General features: G+C 51.8%; 15 protein-coding genes. 8 read left to right on the top strand and 7 right to left on the bottom strand.

What is annotated here, in order from left to right:
- Positions 1-7 precede the first annotated feature (7 nt).
- Positions 8-706, top strand: a complete 699-nt coding sequence (locus CCY32_RS03230) for a response regulator transcription factor (protein ID WP_088329106.1) — start codon at positions 8-10, stop codon at positions 704-706.
- Positions 699-1,985, top strand: coding sequence for a HAMP domain-containing sensor histidine kinase (locus tag CCY32_RS03225; RefSeq protein WP_246840510.1), 1,287 nt, complete (start codon positions 699-701; stop codon positions 1,983-1,985). The genes CCY32_RS03230 and CCY32_RS03225 overlap by 8 nt, the downstream gene beginning before the upstream one ends.
- Position 1,986: 1 nt before the next feature.
- On the opposite strand, the gene CCY32_RS03220 is transcribed toward CCY32_RS03225, so the two are convergent.
- The 5 genes from CCY32_RS03220 to CCY32_RS03200 form a co-directional block, all read right to left on the bottom strand.
- Positions 1,987-2,757: a hypothetical protein gene (locus CCY32_RS03220; RefSeq protein WP_088329105.1), complete on the bottom strand. Its 771-nt coding sequence runs from the start codon at positions 2,755-2,757 to the stop codon at positions 1,987-1,989.
- A gap of 276 nt (positions 2,758-3,033) precedes the next feature.
- Entirely contained in the window at positions 3,034-5,352 is a 2,319-nt protein-coding gene (locus CCY32_RS03215; protein WP_088329104.1) for a S8 family serine peptidase, read from the bottom strand.
- 479 nt (positions 5,353-5,831) lie between these two features.
- On the bottom strand, positions 5,832-6,731 hold the full coding sequence (locus CCY32_RS03210; RefSeq protein WP_088329103.1) for a histone deacetylase: 900 nt from the start codon (positions 6,729-6,731) through the stop codon (positions 5,832-5,834).
- Between the two features lie 58 nt (positions 6,732-6,789).
- Positions 6,790-7,251, bottom strand: a complete 462-nt coding sequence (locus tag CCY32_RS03205) for a CreA family protein (RefSeq protein ID WP_088329102.1) — start codon at positions 7,249-7,251, stop codon at positions 6,790-6,792.
- Positions 7,252-7,387: 136 nt separating this feature from the next.
- Positions 7,388-8,293 carry a LysR family transcriptional regulator gene (locus CCY32_RS03200; protein WP_088329101.1) on the bottom strand — a complete coding sequence of 302 codons (906 nt, stop codon included), beginning with the start codon at positions 8,291-8,293 and terminating at the stop codon, positions 7,388-7,390.
- Between the two features lie 104 nt (positions 8,294-8,397).
- On the opposite strand from CCY32_RS03200, the gene CCY32_RS03195 reads away from it, so the two are divergent.
- Genes CCY32_RS03195 through CCY32_RS03175 form a run of 5 tightly spaced genes read left to right on the top strand, consistent with a single transcriptional unit; the run spans position 8,398 to position 15,178 of the window.
- Complete coding sequence (locus CCY32_RS03195) at positions 8,398-9,966, top strand: NADH-quinone oxidoreductase subunit L (protein WP_088329100.1); 1,569 nt, start codon at positions 8,398-8,400, stop codon at positions 9,964-9,966.
- A complete protein-coding gene (locus tag CCY32_RS03190; protein WP_088329099.1) occupies positions 9,966-12,398 on the top strand; it encodes a DUF2309 domain-containing protein in 2,433 nt (810 codons plus the stop codon). The genes CCY32_RS03195 and CCY32_RS03190 overlap by 1 nt, the downstream gene beginning before the upstream one ends.
- Positions 12,395-13,324 (top strand): sulfate adenylyltransferase subunit CysD, encoded by a 930-nt coding sequence (gene cysD, locus CCY32_RS03185; RefSeq protein WP_088329098.1) that lies wholly within the window; start codon positions 12,395-12,397, stop codon positions 13,322-13,324. Before CCY32_RS03190 ends, cysD begins: the two co-directional genes overlap by 4 nt.
- Positions 13,324-14,187: a DUF6671 family protein gene (locus tag CCY32_RS03180; protein ID WP_088329097.1), complete on the top strand. Its 864-nt coding sequence runs from the start codon at positions 13,324-13,326 to the stop codon at positions 14,185-14,187. Before cysD ends, CCY32_RS03180 begins: the two co-directional genes overlap by 1 nt.
- A gap of 7 nt (positions 14,188-14,194) precedes the next feature.
- Complete coding sequence (locus CCY32_RS03175; protein WP_088329096.1) at positions 14,195-15,178, top strand: L-threonylcarbamoyladenylate synthase; 984 nt, start codon at positions 14,195-14,197, stop codon at positions 15,176-15,178.
- Positions 15,179-15,186: 8 nt separating this feature from the next.
- Here CCY32_RS03175 and CCY32_RS03170 read toward each other — a convergent pair whose 3' ends face one another.
- On the bottom strand, positions 15,187-15,381 hold the full coding sequence (locus CCY32_RS03170) for a hypothetical protein (protein WP_088329095.1): 195 nt from the start codon (positions 15,379-15,381) through the stop codon (positions 15,187-15,189).
- 237 nt (positions 15,382-15,618) lie between these two features.
- On the opposite strand from CCY32_RS03170, the gene CCY32_RS03165 reads away from it, so the two are divergent.
- Entirely contained in the window at positions 15,619-17,181 is a 1,563-nt protein-coding gene (locus CCY32_RS03165) for a PAS domain-containing methyl-accepting chemotaxis protein (RefSeq protein ID WP_088329094.1), read from the top strand.
- A gap of 104 nt (positions 17,182-17,285) precedes the next feature.
- Here CCY32_RS03165 and CCY32_RS03160 read toward each other — a convergent pair whose 3' ends face one another.
- Positions 17,286-18,854: an amidohydrolase family protein gene (locus CCY32_RS03160; protein ID WP_088329093.1), complete on the bottom strand. Its 1,569-nt coding sequence runs from the start codon at positions 18,852-18,854 to the stop codon at positions 17,286-17,288.
- Positions 18,855-18,893: the final 39 nt, after the last annotated feature.

Raw genomic sequence — 18,893 nt, 5'->3', positions numbered from 1 at the left:
AAACGGGATGAGCCAGTCAAATAGCCTACATATTCTGTTGGTCGAAGATGAGCAGAATATTGCCAGAAACATTGCCGAGTATATGGAGCAAAAAGGGCATGTGTTCGACTTTGCCATGAAAGGAAAACAGGGGCTGGAACTGGCCCTGAGCGCGCACTTTGATGTGATTATTCTGGATCTGAACCTGCCCACCATGGATGGTCTGGAAGTGTGCCGACAGATCCGTGATAAAGCTGACCGGCATATTCCCGTTCTGATGCTGACCGCCAGAGACAGTGTGGATGATAAAGTCACCGGTTTTCAGAGCGGGGCCGATGATTATCTGACCAAGCCATTTTCTTTGCAGGAGCTGGAGGTGCGCTGTCTGGCATTATCCCGACGCCATCGCCTGCACACCTCTGACTCCCTGTCCTTAGGCCCGTTGGTGATTGACCGAAAACGCCAACACATCCTTCGTGAAGGACAGCGCCTGGATGTCAGCGCTATGGGCTTTAAAATCATGACGGTGCTCGCCGAAGCCTACCCACAAGTGGTCAGTCGTACTGAACTGAGCCAGAAATTGTGGGGGGACGAACCCACCCAATCTGATGCCCTGCGTTCACACATTTACCAGTTAAGAGGCGTTTTGGATAAGCCCTTTGCCTATCCCATTTTGAAAACGGTATTTGGTGCAGGTTTCACACTGGATATCCAGGACAATGAATAAGCGACAGCCCATGCCCCATAGTAAAACCGGATTTCACAGTTTAAGCCGCCGCATTATCTGGCGGTTTTGTATTTTTACCCTGGTTATTTGCGCCATCTACGGGGCATTTTCCATGATTCTGATGTATGCCCTGGAAGACAGTTTTATTGAGCAAGGTGTGCGGGAAGAGGCGCAGTACCTGCATACGCAGTATGAGGAAAACGGTACGTGGCCAGCACCCCGAAGAGCAAATATGGCGCTTTACTTTTCCGCGGAGCAGTTACCCGCCGATTTTCGTGATATCGCGATGGAAGAGCCACAGCGAAAAGAATTTTTTGGTCAACAAGGACGTCACTATCACCTGCACCGGTTTTCACAGTATGACGAGGTGTATCTGGTGGCGGAAGTGAGTGAGCAATTGTTGGTTCGGCCCATGCGAGGCGGGGTGATTCAGTTTCTGATCATCAGTGGTTTAGTGGTCTCTGCACTGGCCTGCGCCATTGCCTGGCTTATTGGCAGGCGAACCACTCGACCCCTGAAGCAATTGGCTGAGCTGGTAGAGAACGTGGAGCCAGAAAAGCTGCCACGTCAGTTCGCTGCAGACTTTCCCAATAACGAGGTGGGGGTACTGGCTCAGGTGTTGGAGCAGACCTTGCTGCGTATGTCACAGGCCTTGGCACGGGAGAAAAGCTTTACCCGGGATGTGAGTCATGAGTTGCGTACCCCGCTTGCGGTGATTAAAAATGCCGTTGAGTTGTGTCAGTCCCGGCAAAAGCAAAATGATGGTGCGGCGCTGGAGCGCATCTACCATTCTGCGGAGCAAATGGAGAAAACCGTCGACACCCTGTTGATGCTCGCCAGAGAGGAACATACCAATCGGACACAGGCGGAGATTGCATTGATGCCAGTGTTGGAAAGGGCCATTATCGACAATCGGATGTTGTTGGCGAACAAGCCGGTAGAGGTGGACTTAGACGATAGCTGTGATACCAGAATCCGCGGCGATGAAAACATTCTGAAAGTGGTGCTGGACAATCTTCTGAGTAATGCCTTTCGTTTTACGGAACAGGGTAGGGTGAGTCTGATTTTCCGCGAGGGCAAACTTGTTATCAGTGACACGGGCCCGGGGATTGAGCCGGCGATTTCCCATGCCATCACGCAAGCGGGTGTGAAGAGTGAAAACAGCACCGGATTTGGTTTTGGATTGTCCATTGTAAAACGCTTATGCGAACACCAGGGGTGGGGTATGGAAGTAAAAAGCCAGGCCGGTACCTCGGTGACCCTGACGTTTCACCCCTGATTCATTGCACGCCAAGGGCGGTACTACCGTGGTATTGATAGTCAGAATAGGCATCGGTAGACACCTCGTTAATCTCGGTAAAAAATGCAAACTTGCCCTGCATGTTAAGGTTAATCTGCTTGGTCAGAATGGCCTCATGGCGCTTAATAAACTGCAGAGATAAGGTGATATCCTGGATACTGGCGCTAAACATGGGGGAGAATTCCTCCGTGTTGACGATTTCTATATGCTTGATAAAGGCACCGGCCTTGTCATAGACCAGATAACCTTGCAGCTGTTCTGAAGCCTCTTTACCAAGCTGATTCAGGTAAACTTTGAATTGGGCATGCAGGTGTTGCTCATCTTCAGAAACCCGTTGCAGGCTGTCCACCTGAATCAATTCATTTAACTTGAGCGTCAGATTGACGGAGCCGTTCTTTTTCTCGTTTTCATGCTTTTTTGCCGCAAACGCCTGTTGCTGCTTTTCAGTGGGAGCCTGTCCATTGGTGCGCAGTAATGTCCACCTCTTACCTTCTCCATGGCGAGGATCGAAACGTTCAAGACTGCTGGTAACTGTGCCTTCTTCGTTTTCATAGCGCGACACCTGATAAGACCATTGGCTGATATCGGTTTGTTCAAACTGATGAATCGCTGACAGGATCTGTTGCTTGAGATCCTGTTGTGCCGAGGCATGGTGCAGAGCAGGTGACGGTGAACTGTTTGGACCGACGGGTTCAGCAGAATAGGCGTTAAAACAAAGACTTGAACACAATAGAACCGGGGCAATGCGCATAACAGAAATCCTGTGTTGATGAGAATCAGCATCAGGTTATAGGCCTCGATGTGAAACCGCTGTGAAAAAGGTGGCCGTCGCGACCTGGATTTGCTTGTTCTCTCGCTGTCAGTCCTGTGATGATCATTTGCTGCACTCTGGCTGCTTTTTGTGTAAGTGCCATAGAGCCTGTCGAGACTGTTTTAAAAGCTAAGGCGATGTTGGATGTACGTACGGGCGGGAAAAAGAAAGCCCCGGCGAGCAGAACTCGTCACGGGGCTTATTAGGTCTTGTCTGCTATTTAATGCGTAATTCGACGGTATTACTGTATTCTGATGTCTCACCATCTTTGTAAGCCCGGACACGATAGGCATAGTTGCCGCTGGCCAGTGCGCTTATGTCATCGGGATAAGAGGTGATGCCCTGACTCAGCACGGCAATCTGAGTAAAGGTCACTTTTCCTTTTACTTTTTCGCCCCGCTCGAGGTAAAAGCCGAGTTCATCTGACGAATTGTCTGTCCAACTCAGATTCACAATGTTGCCATTTTGCTGCGCCTGCAAATCAGAAGGCGGGTTCATGGTTCCTGGGGCAGGGCCAGCGCCAGCGCTATCGACTTTGACCATAATGGATTCAGACGTGGCCTCATTGGATGAATTCACCGCCTTCACGCGGTACTCATATTGTCCGCTTTCCGGCACCGAGTCGGTATAAGCTGTAGCATCAGCGCTGAGTGTTGCCACCGCTTCGAAGCTCACTTTGCCTCTGTATTTCACGCCTCGTTCAACCACAAAGTTTGACTCGTTGGCACTTTGATCTGTCCAACTTAGGGTAACTATTAACCCTTCAACCTGAGCCGACAAGTTGCCGGGTGCATTTAACGAGAAGGGATCGGTTACACTGATCGCTACTTCGGCACTGCTCATTGCTCCCGCATTATCGGTTACCGTGAGTATGGCTGAATAGTTTCCCGCTGCGGTATAGGTATACTCAACCGCTTCACCATTGGCCATGTCGCCATTGCCAAATTCCCAACTGTAGTCAGTGATGTTGCCGTCGTTATCATACGAACTCGAGCCGTTGAAGTAGACGATTTCTCCAGCATTGTAACTGGTTGGCATGTTGCTGATGACTGCCACGGGTATGTCGTTGGTGACGGTAATATTTGTGCTGGCTGAACTGGTCAGTCCGTCGTTATCTGTAACCGTCAGACTCACCTGGTAATTTCCGGCCTCAGTGTAGACATGAGTTAACTCTGGCAGTGAAGAGAACGTGCCGTCGCCAAGCTGCCATTGGTAAGCAACAATACTGCCGTCACTGTCGTAAGAGTTTACTGCGCTCAGGCTGACACTTTCACCATAAGGAACGGAGTCGCTGCTGGTGCTAATCTGCGCAACCGGTGCAATGAAGCTGCCGATATTCATCGCATACTCAACCGCGGCCTGCGCGTTAATCAGGCCATGACCGTACACATTGTCATCGCCAGTTGCGCCAAGGTCGGTGGTGGTTGAGAAAATCCCGTTTTCGATTTCCTCCACTGATATACCCGGATTGGCAGACACCATCAGGGCGGCAACCCCTGCGGCTACAGGAGAGGAGAATGAAGTGCCGCTGTAATTCACATAGCGGTTGTCCGGATAGGTGGTACGAATACTGACACCAGGAGCCGTAATATCGACATATGTTCCCCAACTGGAAAAGCTGGCACGATTATCACTCTGATCAGTCGCACCCACACCAACGAAACTGGTGTAGTCAGGGTATGAAGCAAACTCCTGACCATCGTTGCCAGCGGACATAAACAACAGGCCATTTTTTGAGCGTAAGTACTGAGCCGCTGAATCAATGGTCGCGTACTGGATCCCACCATAGCTGAGATTAACCACCCGAGCACCGTTGTCTGCGGCATACTCGATACAGGCCGCCATCGTTGAGATATAGGCAGAACTATTTGAGTCGCTGATGGCAATGCGAATCGGGATAATATCTACATCCCAGTTTACACCGGCTACACCAGTTCCATTATTACCAACGGCACCCAAGGTACCGGCGGTTCCTGTACCGTGACCATTGGCATCGAAAATATAATCAGAGCCGTCATGTGCATTGTAAGCCAGGTCGGTTCTGAGGTTGTCAGACAGATCCGGGTGATTGACATCAAATCCGGTGTCACACACGCCAACCAATACGTTATGACTGCCGGTCGTCATGTCCCAGGCTTGCTGGCTGTTGATGGTATTGTGATGCCACTGATTGGAGTAAGCCGGGTCATTGGGTTGTAAAATGGGGGGCAGGCTGTAATCAGGCTCTGCAAAGGTTACGTAGCCGCTTTTCTTGATAATGTTGGCAACCGCTTTTTCTCGACCGGCATGGTCAAAGGTTGCGATAACGATTTGACTTCCATCCAGTGTTCTCTCAGAGACCAACCCCTGACTTTTTAATAAGGCGTTGAAGCCCTTAAGGTCGCTTGCAGTTGCATCGGGACTGACTTTATAAATAACGGTTGCCGGGCGAACTTGTTGTGCGTCTGGCTGGGCGCTGAGCGCCAGTGAGGTAGTGGATAAGGTCAATGACAGTAATGCCAGGTTTATAAACGACTTCTTTCTGTTGATAAACATTTTAACAGGCCTCTGGGTAATAAAACGGCAGTAAGTAACAGGTTAAAGTATAAACTTGGTGTTTTATTTTTAGTGTTCTGTCATTCATACACAGGTATAGGTAAGGCCTTAAAAAATGACCGATATGCCTACAGAGATAATCTTATGTAACTGATAATAAAGTTTTTATTTGTTTTTTAATTATGTTTCCTCTGTTATTTCTTAGCAGTGACCGTTATCAGGGAAAAGTATCCTGATAGATAACTATCTTCTTGAAAGATTAATCGGAGACGAGCGAAGAAGGATATCCACATCAGTTAATAAGTCAGAAAAAAATAGCGATTTTTCAGAGGCAGTTTCTAAGGAGGAGCGTAGCTAACCAGGTTTATGACGTGAGAGATAGAGGTCATGCACAAGAATGGCGATTTGTAGACATCCTTTGATAAATACGGGCTGTCTGACTGGCAAAAAGGGAAGTATAAGAATTAGTTAAGTGGCTTTCAGTCGACTACACCGGCGGCCCTGAATAGCTGCAGGTGGACGTCGGTCAGGGCACTGATATTCCGTTGATAGCCGCCACCGATAACCGCGGCAATAGGCAGGCCTGCCTGCTGACAACGGTCAAATACCAGCTTATCGCGCTGGAACACACCCTCCGTGCTGATATGCAGGTGTCCCAGATCATCATTAATATGCACGTCTACACCAGCATCATAAATGATCGCATCGGGTCGATGCAGGTTCAGCGCCAGGTTCAGTGCCATATCCAGCGTATCAAGATATTCTGCATCAGCTGTACCTTTTGCCAGCGGAAAATCCATATCCGATTGTTGCTTGCGGTGGGGGAAGTTTTTCTCGCCATGCAGTGACAGGGTAATGATATTCGGATTGTTTTCACACAACTTAGCTGTTCCATCTCCCTGATGTACATCACAATCCACAATCAGCACCTTATCCATATGGTCATGTTTGAGCATCGACAATGCCGCCAGATAGAGGTCATTGACCATGCAAAAGCCAGAGCCAAAATCCGCAAATGCATGATGATAGCCGCCGGTCAGGTTGAGCGCTTTGCCATGTTGTAGCGCCAGATTGGCGGTCATTACCGTGCCTGCGGCGGCGGTCAGTGTCCGTTTTATGAGTTGCTCTGACCACGGGAAACCGATGCGGCGCATGGCCTTGGCATCCAGCTCTCCGTTTAACAGTCCGCCGAGATACTCCGCCTGAAAATGACTTTTTAAATCCTCTTCACAGAGAGGCTCAGGCTGATAAAACCAGCTTTCAGGCACACCACAATCAGCCAGTCTGTCACGGATTGCCTGGTACTTTTCTATGGGAAAGCGATGCCGGTGGGGCAGTGACAACTGACTGTAAATGGGGTGAAAAACCAGTGGAATCATTGATTCCGTCACCTCAGCGCTCTCCCCCTGAGTTGCAAGGCTTTTTGCCGAGCTGTCATTACACGCCCGTTACCTGGTTATAGGCCTGGGTGCCCCACAGTGGCACGGTCGACAGACTGTGCTTGAAGCTGCCGGAGGTTTCTTTGGTGGAATAGGATACATACATCAGCGTCTGGTGCTGTGGGTCAAATATCCGTCTTATCTTCATGGATTTGAAGAAAATGCTTTTGGATTTGCTGAACAGCACTTCGCCGCTCGGGGTCTTATCAATCTGCGCAATCATGGCCGCGGTGATGGGACCGGTCTGACGACAGGCGATGGCGCTGTCGGAAGGATCCGCAAAGTCCAGATTGGCCTCGATACTGGATACATGGCAGGTGACGCCGGTCACCACGGGGTCGGTAAAGGCATCCAGTTTAATGTCCTTGGTAGTAAAAAGCCCCAGTGACACATCGCCCACTTCATTGCTGTCGCAGCCTAGCAGCAACAGGAGTGGCAGAGCCAGGAGTATTGTGCGCATAACAGATCCTCAATTTTGGTAGTAACGCTATGCTGACATTTTTTCGGGGCTGAACAAACTAAAACCTGTAAGAGCGCCATAACAGGAGGCAGTTGCAATGAGTGCCATGGCTTGGTCTTACCTGCCAGACACAAGTCTATGTGATGCTGCTCACCGCCAGAATGTCTTCTGCAGCGCGGGTCAGCAATTCACTGATGATCGGCAGCTCAAACTTACGACGAACGGTGACCGCATAGAAATTTTCATGCACGTCTTCGAGCTTGCCCAGCTCAATCAGATCGCCGCGCTGAATCTCGTCTTTGACCACGACCCCGGGCAGAATGGCCAGACACTGGGTATCACGGGCCAGCAGCCGGAGCATGGCCATATCATCCACCTCTGCCATGATTTCAGGCTCGATTTGCCATTGCTGACACACCATTTCAAAGGCCATGCGAATTTCACTATGAGGGCCGGGAACCAGTAAACGATGTCTGGCCAGATCGCCAATACCCTGATACTGAGCGGATTTATCCGGATGGCCAACCACGCTCACCGCCTGGCGGGCAATTCGTTGGCTGCGCCACGGCTTTTCCCGGTCAGGCAATACCGGCGCATTGGATAGCACCAGATCAAGGTTGTGTTCTCCAAGCTCGGTCAGCAGTTCATCGAGGCTCGCAGAGCGCAAACTCAGCTTAATATCATCCCGGGGTAACAGCGGGCGGATAAAGGCTTCGAGAAAGTTACGGGACAAGGTCGCGACAGCGCCGATACGCAATTGCTGGATACGGCCGGCGCTGTGGTCCCGCATAAAAGCCCGCAACTCTTCGCCTTTGTTAAAAATCTCTTCGGCATATTCCAGGGCAATGCGTCCGGGTTCAGTCAGGTGCATCTGACGCCCTTCTCGCCGGAACAATGTTTGCCCCATATGTTCTTCGAGTTGCTTGATTTGCATCGATAACGCCGATTGTGACACGTGCAGTTGCTGCGCCACCTGGGTCAGGCTCTGTCCCTTGGCAACACGCCAGAAATAGAACAGGTGGTGATAGTTTAAACGGGGCACGGCTGACCTATGGATAAGAAAAAGAGAACGAATTATAAATATATATATATTTTACTTAAATTGAAACAGGCGCCAGAATCCACTCGTCAATCAAGGGGGATTACATGGCCATTGTTCCAGCACTGCTTTTTCTTGCGACGCCGGTTGTATTGCTGCTCGGCGCCTTACTGTTACCCAAGAATCACACCGCCTGGCGTATCACCTTAAGTACGGTGACCATGGCCTTTGCCATGTCGGTGCTCGGCGCTATCGGTCTGATGGGATTGCCGGAATCAGTCTACGCCCTGCTAACGGTGAGACTGGATGTGCTCAGCGCACTGATGCTGGTTATGGTGACCTTTATCGGTGTCATTATACTGCGCTTTTCTCGCAACTATTTAGCGGGCGAGAAACGCCAGCATTATTATCAGCGTTGGTTTCTTGCGACCCTGGGTACCATCAGTATGCTGGTGGTCAGTGATAACATTCTGGTGTTCTTTCTGAGCTGGGTGGCATCCAGTCTGACCTTGCATCGACTGCTGGTATTTTACCCGGATCGCCCTAAGGCTGTTCTGGCTGCCCATAAAAAGTTCATTCTCAGTCGTGTGGCCGATGTGGCGCTGCTGATCGCCGTGGTCATGTTGAGTGTTGAGTTCAATACCCTGTCTATTTCGGCGATGTTGAGTGCCCCGAACCTGGCTTCGGCCGACCTGTCCCTGGCCGCCACCTTGCTGGCCGTGGTCGCGATTCTCAAGTGTGCTCAGCTACCTTTTCATGGCTGGTTGTTGCAGGTTATGGAAGCGCCGACGCCAGTGTCGGCGCTGCTGCACGCCGGTATCGTGAACATTGGCGGCTTTTTAATTATTCGTTTCAGCCCCATGTTGGCGCAGGTCGATTACGCCAATACCCTGCTTATCATTGTCGGTTCGGCAACGGCCATTATTGCCAGTCTGATTATGATGACCCGCATCAGTATTAAGGTCATGCTGGCCTGGTCCACCTGCGCACAGATGGGCTTTATGTTACTCGAATGCGGCTTAGGCGCGTACGACCTGGCATTGCTGCACTTGCTGGCGCACTCACTGTATAAAGCGTACTGCTTTCTTAACGCAGGCAATACGGTTAACGATTTCATTCGTGCCCGCCTGGCCATGCCACCGATTAAGCCGAATCTGCCGCTGGCGACTGTGGTGTCGGTCAGCCTGTTTACGGTGTTTGGCGTGATGCTCACCCTGAGCGACGCCTGGCAGGAGGGTAACTACGGCTATGTGAGCCTGTTGTGGATTATCAATATTGCCTTGTGCGTAATCCTCATCGAAGGGCTCAAGCAGCCGCTGGCGCTGGCCAGGCTGATGGTGGTGCCGGTTGTGATCACGCTGGCGCTGTTTTACGCCCTGTGGCATCAGTTTTTTGCCGATATCACCGAGGCGATTACACCTGCTTCGGTCGTCTCTGCGCCGCTGGCCATTGGCGTAATGCTGACGTTCACCTTGTTCTATCTGCTCTACGTCATGATCAGGGTGTATCCCCATGGGTGTCTGTCACAAAAACTCTACCCGCTTTTATATGCCGGTCTTTACCTCGACGAGTGGTTTACCCGTCAGGCAATGCGTATTTGGCCGGTACGCTTAGATGACTTTGCCCTTAAACACGTGGATTCTCCGGCATCCCTGGCTAAAACAGGAGACTATTAATGCAGCCTCAGTATGATTCGTCACCGGCAGAAGATGCCATAGCAAAGGCCGTGGGCCAGGTTTGTCAGTCTGTCACTCCGGTGTGGCCCCTGGATCAGTTTATTGCGGTTAATCCCTGGTGGAAGCTTACGCACCTTCCTATTGAAGAGGTGGCAGCTCAACTGGCCAGTCGCAGTGGCGCGCAGGCGTTGATGCCACGGCATTTCTACCGTCAGTGTTATGAGCGCGGAGAGATCACGCACCGTCATCTTCAGCAGGTTGCTGCAGCACATGACGGTGTCACGCTGAAAAAGTTGCTGGCGCACATTAATACACAGCGCCATACCCATGAATCACGCCTCATTTCACATCTGGTGGATGGCAGCCGGGACATGACCCGCAATATTGCCTGGGTGGAGGAAATCACCCATCAGATCAGCCAGTTTTGTGCGGCCTATTTTGACCAGCATCAGGCCAAGTGGAAAGTGTCCACAGAAAAAGGGTTGTACAACAGTTGGATAAAGACAGTGCGTCATGACCGTGGAATAGGTCTTTTAATGGGCGATCCGGATATTCATCAGGAGTTTGCCCGTTTGCCAGAGGATTACACACAATTGTGGCAGCAGCTGCCTGATGTGCTGGATTTGCAATCCGACAGCTACCTGCCCTATCTGCACGGTCTGAGTCTGAGCATTAATGGCTGGGCGAGCTGGTGTGCATATCAGCAGCAGGAAGCCGAGCGTCAGAGCAAATCCAGCACGGTGCTTGAGGAGTTACTGGCTATCCGGGCCGCATGGGAATGTGTGCTGTATCGTCATTACCATAGTAAGAGCCTGCATCGGCAATGGTTACTCAGCCAGCAGCAAATGAAAGATTTTGAGCAGTTTAACCTGGGTGTACAAGAATATGACTGGTTATGGCAGCAGGCACTGGAGTTGTCTTATCAGCAGAGTTTGTTTGCCGAACTTAAAAAAGCGCCCGCGCAGGCCGATTCATTGCAGCCCAAATTACAGGCGGTGTTTTGTATCGATGTGCGCTCTGAGCCTTACCGACGCTCGCTGGAGTCTGTCAGCCCGGATATACAGACCAAAGGCTTTGCCGGTTTCTTCGGCCTGGCCGCGGATTATCAGCCGCAGGGCAGCTATTACCACCGCCCACAGCTTCCGGGCTTATTGACGCCGGCTTTTCGGATTATGGAGTCGGCCGAGAAAAAGCCGGTTTATCATCGCTTGTCTATTCGCCAGGCATGGCAGCGATTTAAGCACGCCGCACCCAGTGCCTTTACGTTTGTTGAAACCACAGGCCCGGCCTACGCGCTGAAATTATTCCGGCAAAGCTTTGTGCCTACATCGGAGCCCAATCATCCGGTCACAGCATTGGCAGACTCAAACACGGCACCATTGAAGCTGGTGTCCTGTGATAACGAACAGCCGGTCAGTGTCGGGCAACAGGCAGAAATGGCCGCGCAGATCCTTACCGGTATGGGGCTGACCAAAGATTTTGCTGAAACTGTGTTGCTGGTGGGCCATGGCAGTGAAACCCACAATAACCCTCACGCGGCGGGACTGGATTGTGGCGCTTGCGGTGGCCAGACCGGTGAGGTCAACAGTAAAGCCCTTGCCGGGATGTTAAATGATGACGAGGTGCGTGAGGCGCTAAAAGGGCAGGGTATTACCATTCCACAAGCAACGCACTTTGTGGCGGCGCTGCACAATACCACCACGGAAGAAGTCAAACTCTTCAATGCTGGCGATAACCAGGATATGGCGCTTATTCGCGACTGGCTGGATCGTGCCTCTGAGCTGACCCGGGAGCAACGTTCACATTCAGCGGCCGGACAGGTGCTGAGTCAGGAAAAGGGTAAATCTCATCAACACAATTTTGTGCAGCGCAGTCAGGATTGGTCGCAGGTTCGCCCTGAATGGGGACTGGCCAATAATGCCAGTTTTATCATTGCTCCGCGTTTCAAAACCCGTGATATGAACCTCAATGGTCGCGCGTTTTTACACGATTATGATCATCACCAGGATGAGGGTTACTCGCTGCTGGAGCAGATTATTACCGCGCCCATGTTGGTCACCCACTGGATTAATTTTCAGTACTATGCGTCAGTGACAGACAACCCCCGTTATGGCAGTGGTAATAAGGTGTTGCACAACGTGGTGGGCGGCAACATCGGCGTGTTTGAGGGTAACGGCGGTGATTTACGTACAGGCCTGGCGATGCAGTCGATTCATGATGGTGATAACTGGATCCATCAGCCGCTGCGCTTAAGCGTAGTGATTGACGCGCCCGAGTCGGCGATTGCCACAATTATTGAACGTCACGCTCATGTTAAACAGCTGGTGGACAATCAGTGGCTGTATGTGTTCGCCGGGCTCCATCAGCCCAGTCGCTACCTGCACGGTAAGTGGCACCCTGTTGTCAGTGGCATCCAGGAGGCGTCTGTATGAGCCCCGAACAACGCATGTCACACCTTCAGCAACTGGAGGCCGAAGCCATATTTATTATCCGCGAAATGGCCGCCAGTTTTGATAACCCCTGTATGTTCTATTCCATTGGTAAAGACAGTACGGTGATGTTGCATCTGGCCCGCAAGGCCTTTTACCCGGGTAAGGTGCCATTTCCGTTATTGCATATCGATACCACCTGGGAGTTTGCTGAAATGGCCAGCTTCAGGGATAAACTGGCCCACAAGCACGAACTGGACGTACTGGTGCACACCAATCAGGAAGCGCTGGCCAATGGCGTGCATCCGATTCGGTCCGGGTCAGTGTTGTACAACGACCAGATGAAAACCGTGGCGCTCAAGCAGGCGCTGGATAAGTATGGGTTTGATGCGGCGCTGGGCGGCGCACGCCGTGATGAAGAAAAGTCGCGGGCCAAGGAACGCATCTTTTCGTTTCGGGATCGTCATCATCAGTGGGATCCCAAGCAGCAACGCCCCGAATTATGGCACCTGTTTAATGGTCACATTGGCCCGGGGGAGTCAGTGCGAATCTTCCCATTGTCGAACTGGACTGAGCTGGATATCTGGTTATATATCCTCAACGAACAAATAGATATTGTCCCGCTGTATCTGGCCGAGCAGCGCATGTGTTGGCAGGATGATGGCTCCGGTACCTTACTGGCGCTGGATGATGACCGCATGCTGCCGTTTCTCACTGAGCAGGAGAAACGCACCCTGCAATCCCGCTGGATCCGCTTTCGCACGCTGGGATGTTACCCCCAGACCGGCGCCGTGCTCAGCAAAGCCCAGTCTGTGGCCGGGGTTGTGCAGGAAATGCTGTTGAGTAAAACCAGTGAGCGGGAAGGGCGGCTGCTGGACAAAGATCAGAGCGCCTCCATGGAGAAGAAAAAGCGCGAGGGGTATTTCTGATGCAACAACCCGCGCCAGATACCGGGCACCCTTATTATCAGACCACTGCCTGCTTGCTGAGCAAACACAAGAAACATCAGGTTATTGCACCTGTGCTGGCGAAGGTGCTGGCGGTGGAGCTGCGCGTCGATGAAGACTTTGATACGGACACACTGGGTAACTTTACCCGCACCATTGCGCGGGTGGAAGATCAGCGTGCTACCGCAGAAAGAAAAGCCCGTCTGGCGGCGAGTCGCAGTGGTCTGAACATCGGTATCGGCAGTGAAGGCAGTTTTGATACGCAGGCATTGGGTGGTCTGGCATGTCTGAACACGGAGATCCTGGTGTGGTTTGATGCCAGCCGTGACATGACCATCAGCGCTCAGCATCAGACCGTGCTGTCAGTGACCACACTGATTACAGATGATTTTGCTGAGCTTGAAAAGTATGCCCTGCAAAGCGGCTTTCCGGAACAGGCTCTGGTGCTGCGTGCCGACGATGAGCGGGATCCTCAGCCCATTACCGGTATTGGGTCCAGCGAAGCACTGGAGCAGGCGTTTGTGGCCTGTCTGGCCCGCTCAGGTGGTAATCAGGTATTTGCTGAGTGGGATTTCAGAGCCCACTGTTGTCCCAGTCGGATGCAGACCATTGCCCGTGCCGCCCAGCAACTAGCTGAGCATGTGTTGCGTCTGTGTCCGCAATGTCATACGCCAGGGTATCAGCCTGTCAGCGCAGAGCAGGGTTTGCCTTGTCAGCAATGTCAGGCCCCCACAACCATGAGCAAAGGTCGCTACTTTCGTTGTGGCGTCTGTCAGACCAGTCACTTTGAGCCGGTCAGTGAACCTTTCGCCGATCCATTCCATTGCTCTATTTGTAATCCATGAGGTGTCTATGAAAAGGCTCGAACTCGACGGAGAAAAGCGTGAGGATATCCGCCAGGCTGCGTCCCTGCTGCGTGACGGTGAACTGGTGGCGATCCCCACCGAGACCGTATATGGTTTAGCCGCGGATGCCAGTAACGAGCAAGCGCTGGCCAGGCTATTCAGTGCCAAACAACGGCCTCTGAGCCACCCTTTGATCGTCCATATCGGTGATATCGCACAATTGAGGGACTGGGCTCAGGATATTACGCCTATTGCCTATGAGCTTGCAGAACAGTTCTGGCCGGGACCTTTGACGATGATCCTGAAAAAATCGCCATCGGCGCCTGCGTTAGTCACCGGCGGGCAAAGCACGGTAGGGATTCGTATGCCCGGCCATCCGGTGGCGCTGGAGATTCTGAAAGAATTTGGCGGTGCTCTGGCAGCACCCTCGGCCAATAAATATGGTCGTATCAGTCCGACCGCAGTGGCGCATGTACTGGGGCAGTTTGATAATGAAATTGCTGCGGTGGTCGATGGAGGACTATGTCCGGTGGGGATCGAGTCCAGTATCGTGGATTTAAGCACCGCCGCACCGAGGATCCTGCGTCCGGGGTTGCTCGATGGTGAATTGGTGGGGTTCGGCGTTGCGCCCTACGGACAGACGGATGAAGGCGATACGCCCAGAGTGTCCGGCAGCGATTCTCGTCACTATGCGCCGGCTAAACCTGCCAGTTTGTGTTCCCCTAAAGAACTCAAACAGACCATAGAACAACACGCACAAGGGCGCATTCAGGTGTGGTCGCTGACGCCCAACCGATACGATCTGGCCCATGTAGACTGGGTTGTGATGCCGCTGGATCCGGTTTTCTATGCCAGGGAGTTGTATTTGCGCTTACACGATTTTGAGCGCTCAGAAAACGATCTGCTGATTATCGAACAGCCACCGGTGACGTCCGTGTGGAAAGGTATTAACAACAGGTTGCAGCGGGCCACTGCCCGTGCCAGTGGCTGAATGTGAAATCAGCGTGGCGGCTCTGCGCCTCGCCGGGTTTGCATAATTTGTTGCAAAAGGGCCAGCAACTCCCGATTACATTCGATGACTTTGCTGGCCATCTCTGCATCTTCCGGGGTACTCAGATACTCATCCAGTGCGTCACTTTGACGAGCCAATGCACAGAGAAGTTGCTGTCGTGGCGATGTACTGTTCTGATCCATCCTTGCGTCCTTGTTGGGTGATTATTCAATTCTGTTCATTCAGCCTTTTGCAGCATAGCCTGAGTGGTTCGCAGATAAAAGCCTGTTCGCGCAAATATACCGCGTCTTTTTATCTTTTATTTGCATAATAACGTCTTGATCCCTTTGTCATTTTCTAATCTGGGCTATGCTTAATGCTGTCACAATAAACGGCTAAATTACGACTTATAACTGAATTCACAAGGAAAGGAGAGGAACATGCGCAACAATCAGCCCGTTACGCGCAATGAGCGTACTTTTGGCGAAAATGAACGTCTTATCTCTACCACCGACCTGCAGGGGAATATTCAACACTGCAATGATGCCTTTGAGCAAATCAGTGGTTTTACCCGTGATGAGCTGATTGGTCAGCCCCACAATATTATTCGCCATCCGGATATGCCGCCGCTGGCGTTTAAAGTGATGTGGGAGCACATCAAAGCGGGCAAACCCTGGATGGGGCTGGTGAAAAATCGCTGTAAAAACGGTGATTATTACTGGGTTGATGCCTATGTCACACCGATCACAGAAAAAGGCAAGGTCATTGGCTATGAATCGGTGCGCTCCTGTCCATCAAGGGAAAATGTGCAGCGGGCAGAAAAGCTTTATGCACAGTTAAAAGACAAAACCACTCTGCCCGGCGAAAACAAGGCCAGCTTACAGAAATTCAAATATCCTCTGGCAGCGGTATTGGTTGTGGCGGTGGCCGTATTTACGTACGCCTTTATCAGCCCTCTTCTCGAGTTGGTGCTATTAAGCCTTGCGGTGCTGATTTTTGCCCTGTTGCCCCAAATCAGCATGGCGGGAAAGTGTAATCAGTTTCTTCAGAAAATCCCCGGTGCCTTTTACCACCCTCTGGCCGTGATGAGTTACACCGATGAAGTGGGACCGGAGGGCAAACTGAGCGTGGCCATTCACAGTATGCGCTCCCATTTAAACACGGTGCTCTCACGCATCGAAGATGCGGCGTTACAGGTATCAGTAAAAGCAAAGAACGCGGTGGATTATTCGGCCGCTATTGTGTCTCAGTTGGAACAGCAACAGCAGGAAGCGGCGCAGGTTGCCACTGCCATGAACCAGATGACGACCACCATCAATGAGGTGTCCCATCGGGTGCAGGATACCTCCAAAGAGACCGGCAAAGCCGACGAGATGGCAAAATCAGGTCGCAGCATTGCCCGGCGCACTGCATCGTCTATTGGCGAGTTAAAACAGTCGGTGGAAGATATCTCTGCGGCGGTGGATACCCTGGCGCAGGAGTCGAAAAACATCTCTAATGCTGCGCAAATCATTGAACAGATCGCAGAGCAGACGAACTTACTGGCCTTAAACGCCGCGATTGAAGCTGCCCGTGCTGGCGATCAGGGGCGCGGCTTTGCGGTGGTGGCCGATGAAGTGAGGCAACTGGCCAAGCGCACAACCGATTCAACCAAAGACATTCACAGCATCATTCAGTCACTGGGGGCCAGCGCCAGCAAAGCCGTGGATACGGCTGAAAGCGGACAGCAGAGCGCACAAACCGGGGTAGATCAGGTACGCGAGACCGCAGAGCTGTTAAACGGCATCGGCGATGCGTTGAGTCGCGTTGCCGAGATGTCGCAGCAAATTGCCGCCGCCGTCGAGCAACAGGCCACGGTGTCGGAACAGGTCAACAAGCAAATTGTGGATATATCCGATCTCGCGGCTGAAAGTCTGGATAAAGGCAAACAGGGCGAAAAAGAAAGCAATGAGCTTCTTGAGGTCTCCAATCGGTTATTTGAAGTGGTGGAGCGGTTTCGTTAAACACCCATCAGTGTGTTTTTCAGCGCTTATCCGGTTAAGGGCTCTCGCGAGAAAGCCCTGTGTTATAAAAATGCCTTTATTTTCAAAGGTATACCGGGTAAGTGTTAATGTTGCGCTGCTTTAGCGGCTTTGACCATTTGCCTGACATCTTCGAGCAGTGCTTTGGCATCATAGAGGACGCCGTCTTTTAAGGTGTATTTAACACCGCCCACACGGGAGGGCTGATTGTCCTCGTTAAGCATAAAATGGCCGGTGCCATACAGCAGCTTGAGGTTGTGCAGTGGATTGTGCTCCATGATCACCAGGTCGGCCAGTTTACCCACCCGTACGGAACCAATCTGATCCTCCAGGCCCAGCGCCTCAGCGCCATTGAGGGTGGCAGCCTGAATCACTTCCAGTGGGTGAAAGCCCGCTTCCTGGAGCATTTCAAGCTCACGAACATAACCAAATCCGTAGATCTTGTAGATATAGCCTGAATCAGATCCTACAGTGACACGGCCACCATGGTTTTTATAATCATTGATAAACTGCATCCACAGATTGAAATTGTTTTTCCACGCAATCTCGTCACTGGTTGTCCAGTCAAACCAGTAACTGCCATGGGCATAGCGATTGGGCTGAAAAAATTCCCATAAGGTGGGCAAGGTATAGTCCTCATGCCAGATGGCCTGCCTTTCGCGCATCAGGTCACGGCTGGCCTCATAGATGGTCATAGTGGGATTGAGGGTGAAATCCAGGGCAATCAGCTCGTCACGCACGGCATTCCATTTCTCGCTACCGTGACGGGCAGCCTGCTGCCACAGTCGGCCCGCTTCAGCAAAACGGTGTTGTTCATTGTTGTAGTTATAGTCAGTGGGGTAGTGCTGAATCTGGCGGTCTTCAAATAAGGCTTCCGGTAATCCGTACCAGTGCTCCATGGTGGTCAGTCCCAACCGTGCAGAATCCAGCACATTCATACTCATGACATTTAACTGCGCATGATGCATGGCACTGCCGAGTCCTTGCTGGTTCGCCTCATCCAGAGCGGCTTGCATAATCTTCGGCGTTGCGCCGAAAAACTTCAGTCCTTCAGCCCCCTGTTTTTTTGCCCATTTGACCCACTCTCTGGCCTGCTTGGGGGTGTAAATGGGATCGTTACGCTCCAGACCAAAACCGAAATACGGGATCAGTCTGGGCGCGGTAATCTGATTTTTCTCGCTGCGGCGGACATGATCCATGACCCAGTCGACGCCGTTGAAGCTACCCGGCTCCCGCACGGTGGTGATGCCATGTGCCAGCCATAACTTAAACACGTATTCAGCCGGAATATCATCGGCAGAGCCACCAATATGACCATGCATATCAATAAATCCTGGCAGTACGGTGTGACCTTCTAACTCCAATACCTTATCAGTGGGTCTGACTTCGGGCCGGCCAGCCTCTTTGATGGGCACACCAGGGTAGCCCACACTAACAATTCGTGTGATGCGATTGTTTTCTATAACAATGTCCATGGGGCCTTGTGGTGGAGCGCCTTCGCCATTGATCAGTGTCACGCCGCGCAGGATCAGGCGTTTCCAGGGGCCCTGTGTTTCGCCCTCAGGGGTGTCGGGTGCCGCAGCTCCCGGTTTAGCGTGCACAGATATGGCAAGTAGCAGGGTGATAAACATTATCAGCAGGGATCTGAAGTTCATAATGGTTCCTGTCAGGAATGTGGATTCAGTATCAAGGTG

Source organism: Lacimicrobium sp. SS2-24 (genome assembly GCF_002201535.1).
Lineage (GTDB): Bacteria > Pseudomonadota > Gammaproteobacteria > Enterobacterales > Alteromonadaceae > Lacimicrobium.
This window is presented reverse-complemented; position numbering and strand designations above follow the sequence as displayed.

Coding starts and splice junctions, on each gene's coding strand:
- CCY32_RS03215 (WP_088329104.1), bottom strand. CDS start 5,352: ATGTTTATCAACAGAAAGAAGTCGTTTATAAACCTGGCATTACTGTCA.
- CCY32_RS03165 (WP_088329094.1), top strand. CDS start 15,619: ATGCGCAACAATCAGCCCGTTACGCGCAATGAGCGTACTTTTGGCGAA.
- CCY32_RS03190 (WP_088329099.1), top strand. CDS start 9,966: ATGCAGCCTCAGTATGATTCGTCACCGGCAGAAGATGCCATAGCAAAG.
- cysD (WP_088329098.1), top strand. CDS start 12,395: ATGAGCCCCGAACAACGCATGTCACACCTTCAGCAACTGGAGGCCGAA.
- CCY32_RS03220 (WP_088329105.1), bottom strand. CDS start 2,757: ATGCGCATTGCCCCGGTTCTATTGTGTTCAAGTCTTTGTTTTAACGCC.
- CCY32_RS03205 (WP_088329102.1), bottom strand. CDS start 7,251: ATGCGCACAATACTCCTGGCTCTGCCACTCCTGTTGCTGCTAGGCTGC.
- CCY32_RS03225 (WP_246840510.1), top strand. CDS start 699: ATGAATAAGCGACAGCCCATGCCCCATAGTAAAACCGGATTTCACAGT.
- CCY32_RS03170 (WP_088329095.1), bottom strand. CDS start 15,381: ATGGATCAGAACAGTACATCGCCACGACAGCAACTTCTCTGTGCATTG.
- CCY32_RS03175 (WP_088329096.1), top strand. CDS start 14,195: ATGAAAAGGCTCGAACTCGACGGAGAAAAGCGTGAGGATATCCGCCAG.
- CCY32_RS03160 (WP_088329093.1), bottom strand. CDS start 18,854: ATGAACTTCAGATCCCTGCTGATAATGTTTATCACCCTGCTACTTGCC.
- CCY32_RS03210 (WP_088329103.1), bottom strand. CDS start 6,731: ATGATTCCACTGGTTTTTCACCCCATTTACAGTCAGTTGTCACTGCCC.
- CCY32_RS03230 (WP_088329106.1), top strand. CDS start 8: ATGAGCCAGTCAAATAGCCTACATATTCTGTTGGTCGAAGATGAGCAG.
- CCY32_RS03195 (WP_088329100.1), top strand. CDS start 8,398: ATGGCCATTGTTCCAGCACTGCTTTTTCTTGCGACGCCGGTTGTATTG.
- CCY32_RS03180 (WP_088329097.1), top strand. CDS start 13,324: ATGCAACAACCCGCGCCAGATACCGGGCACCCTTATTATCAGACCACT.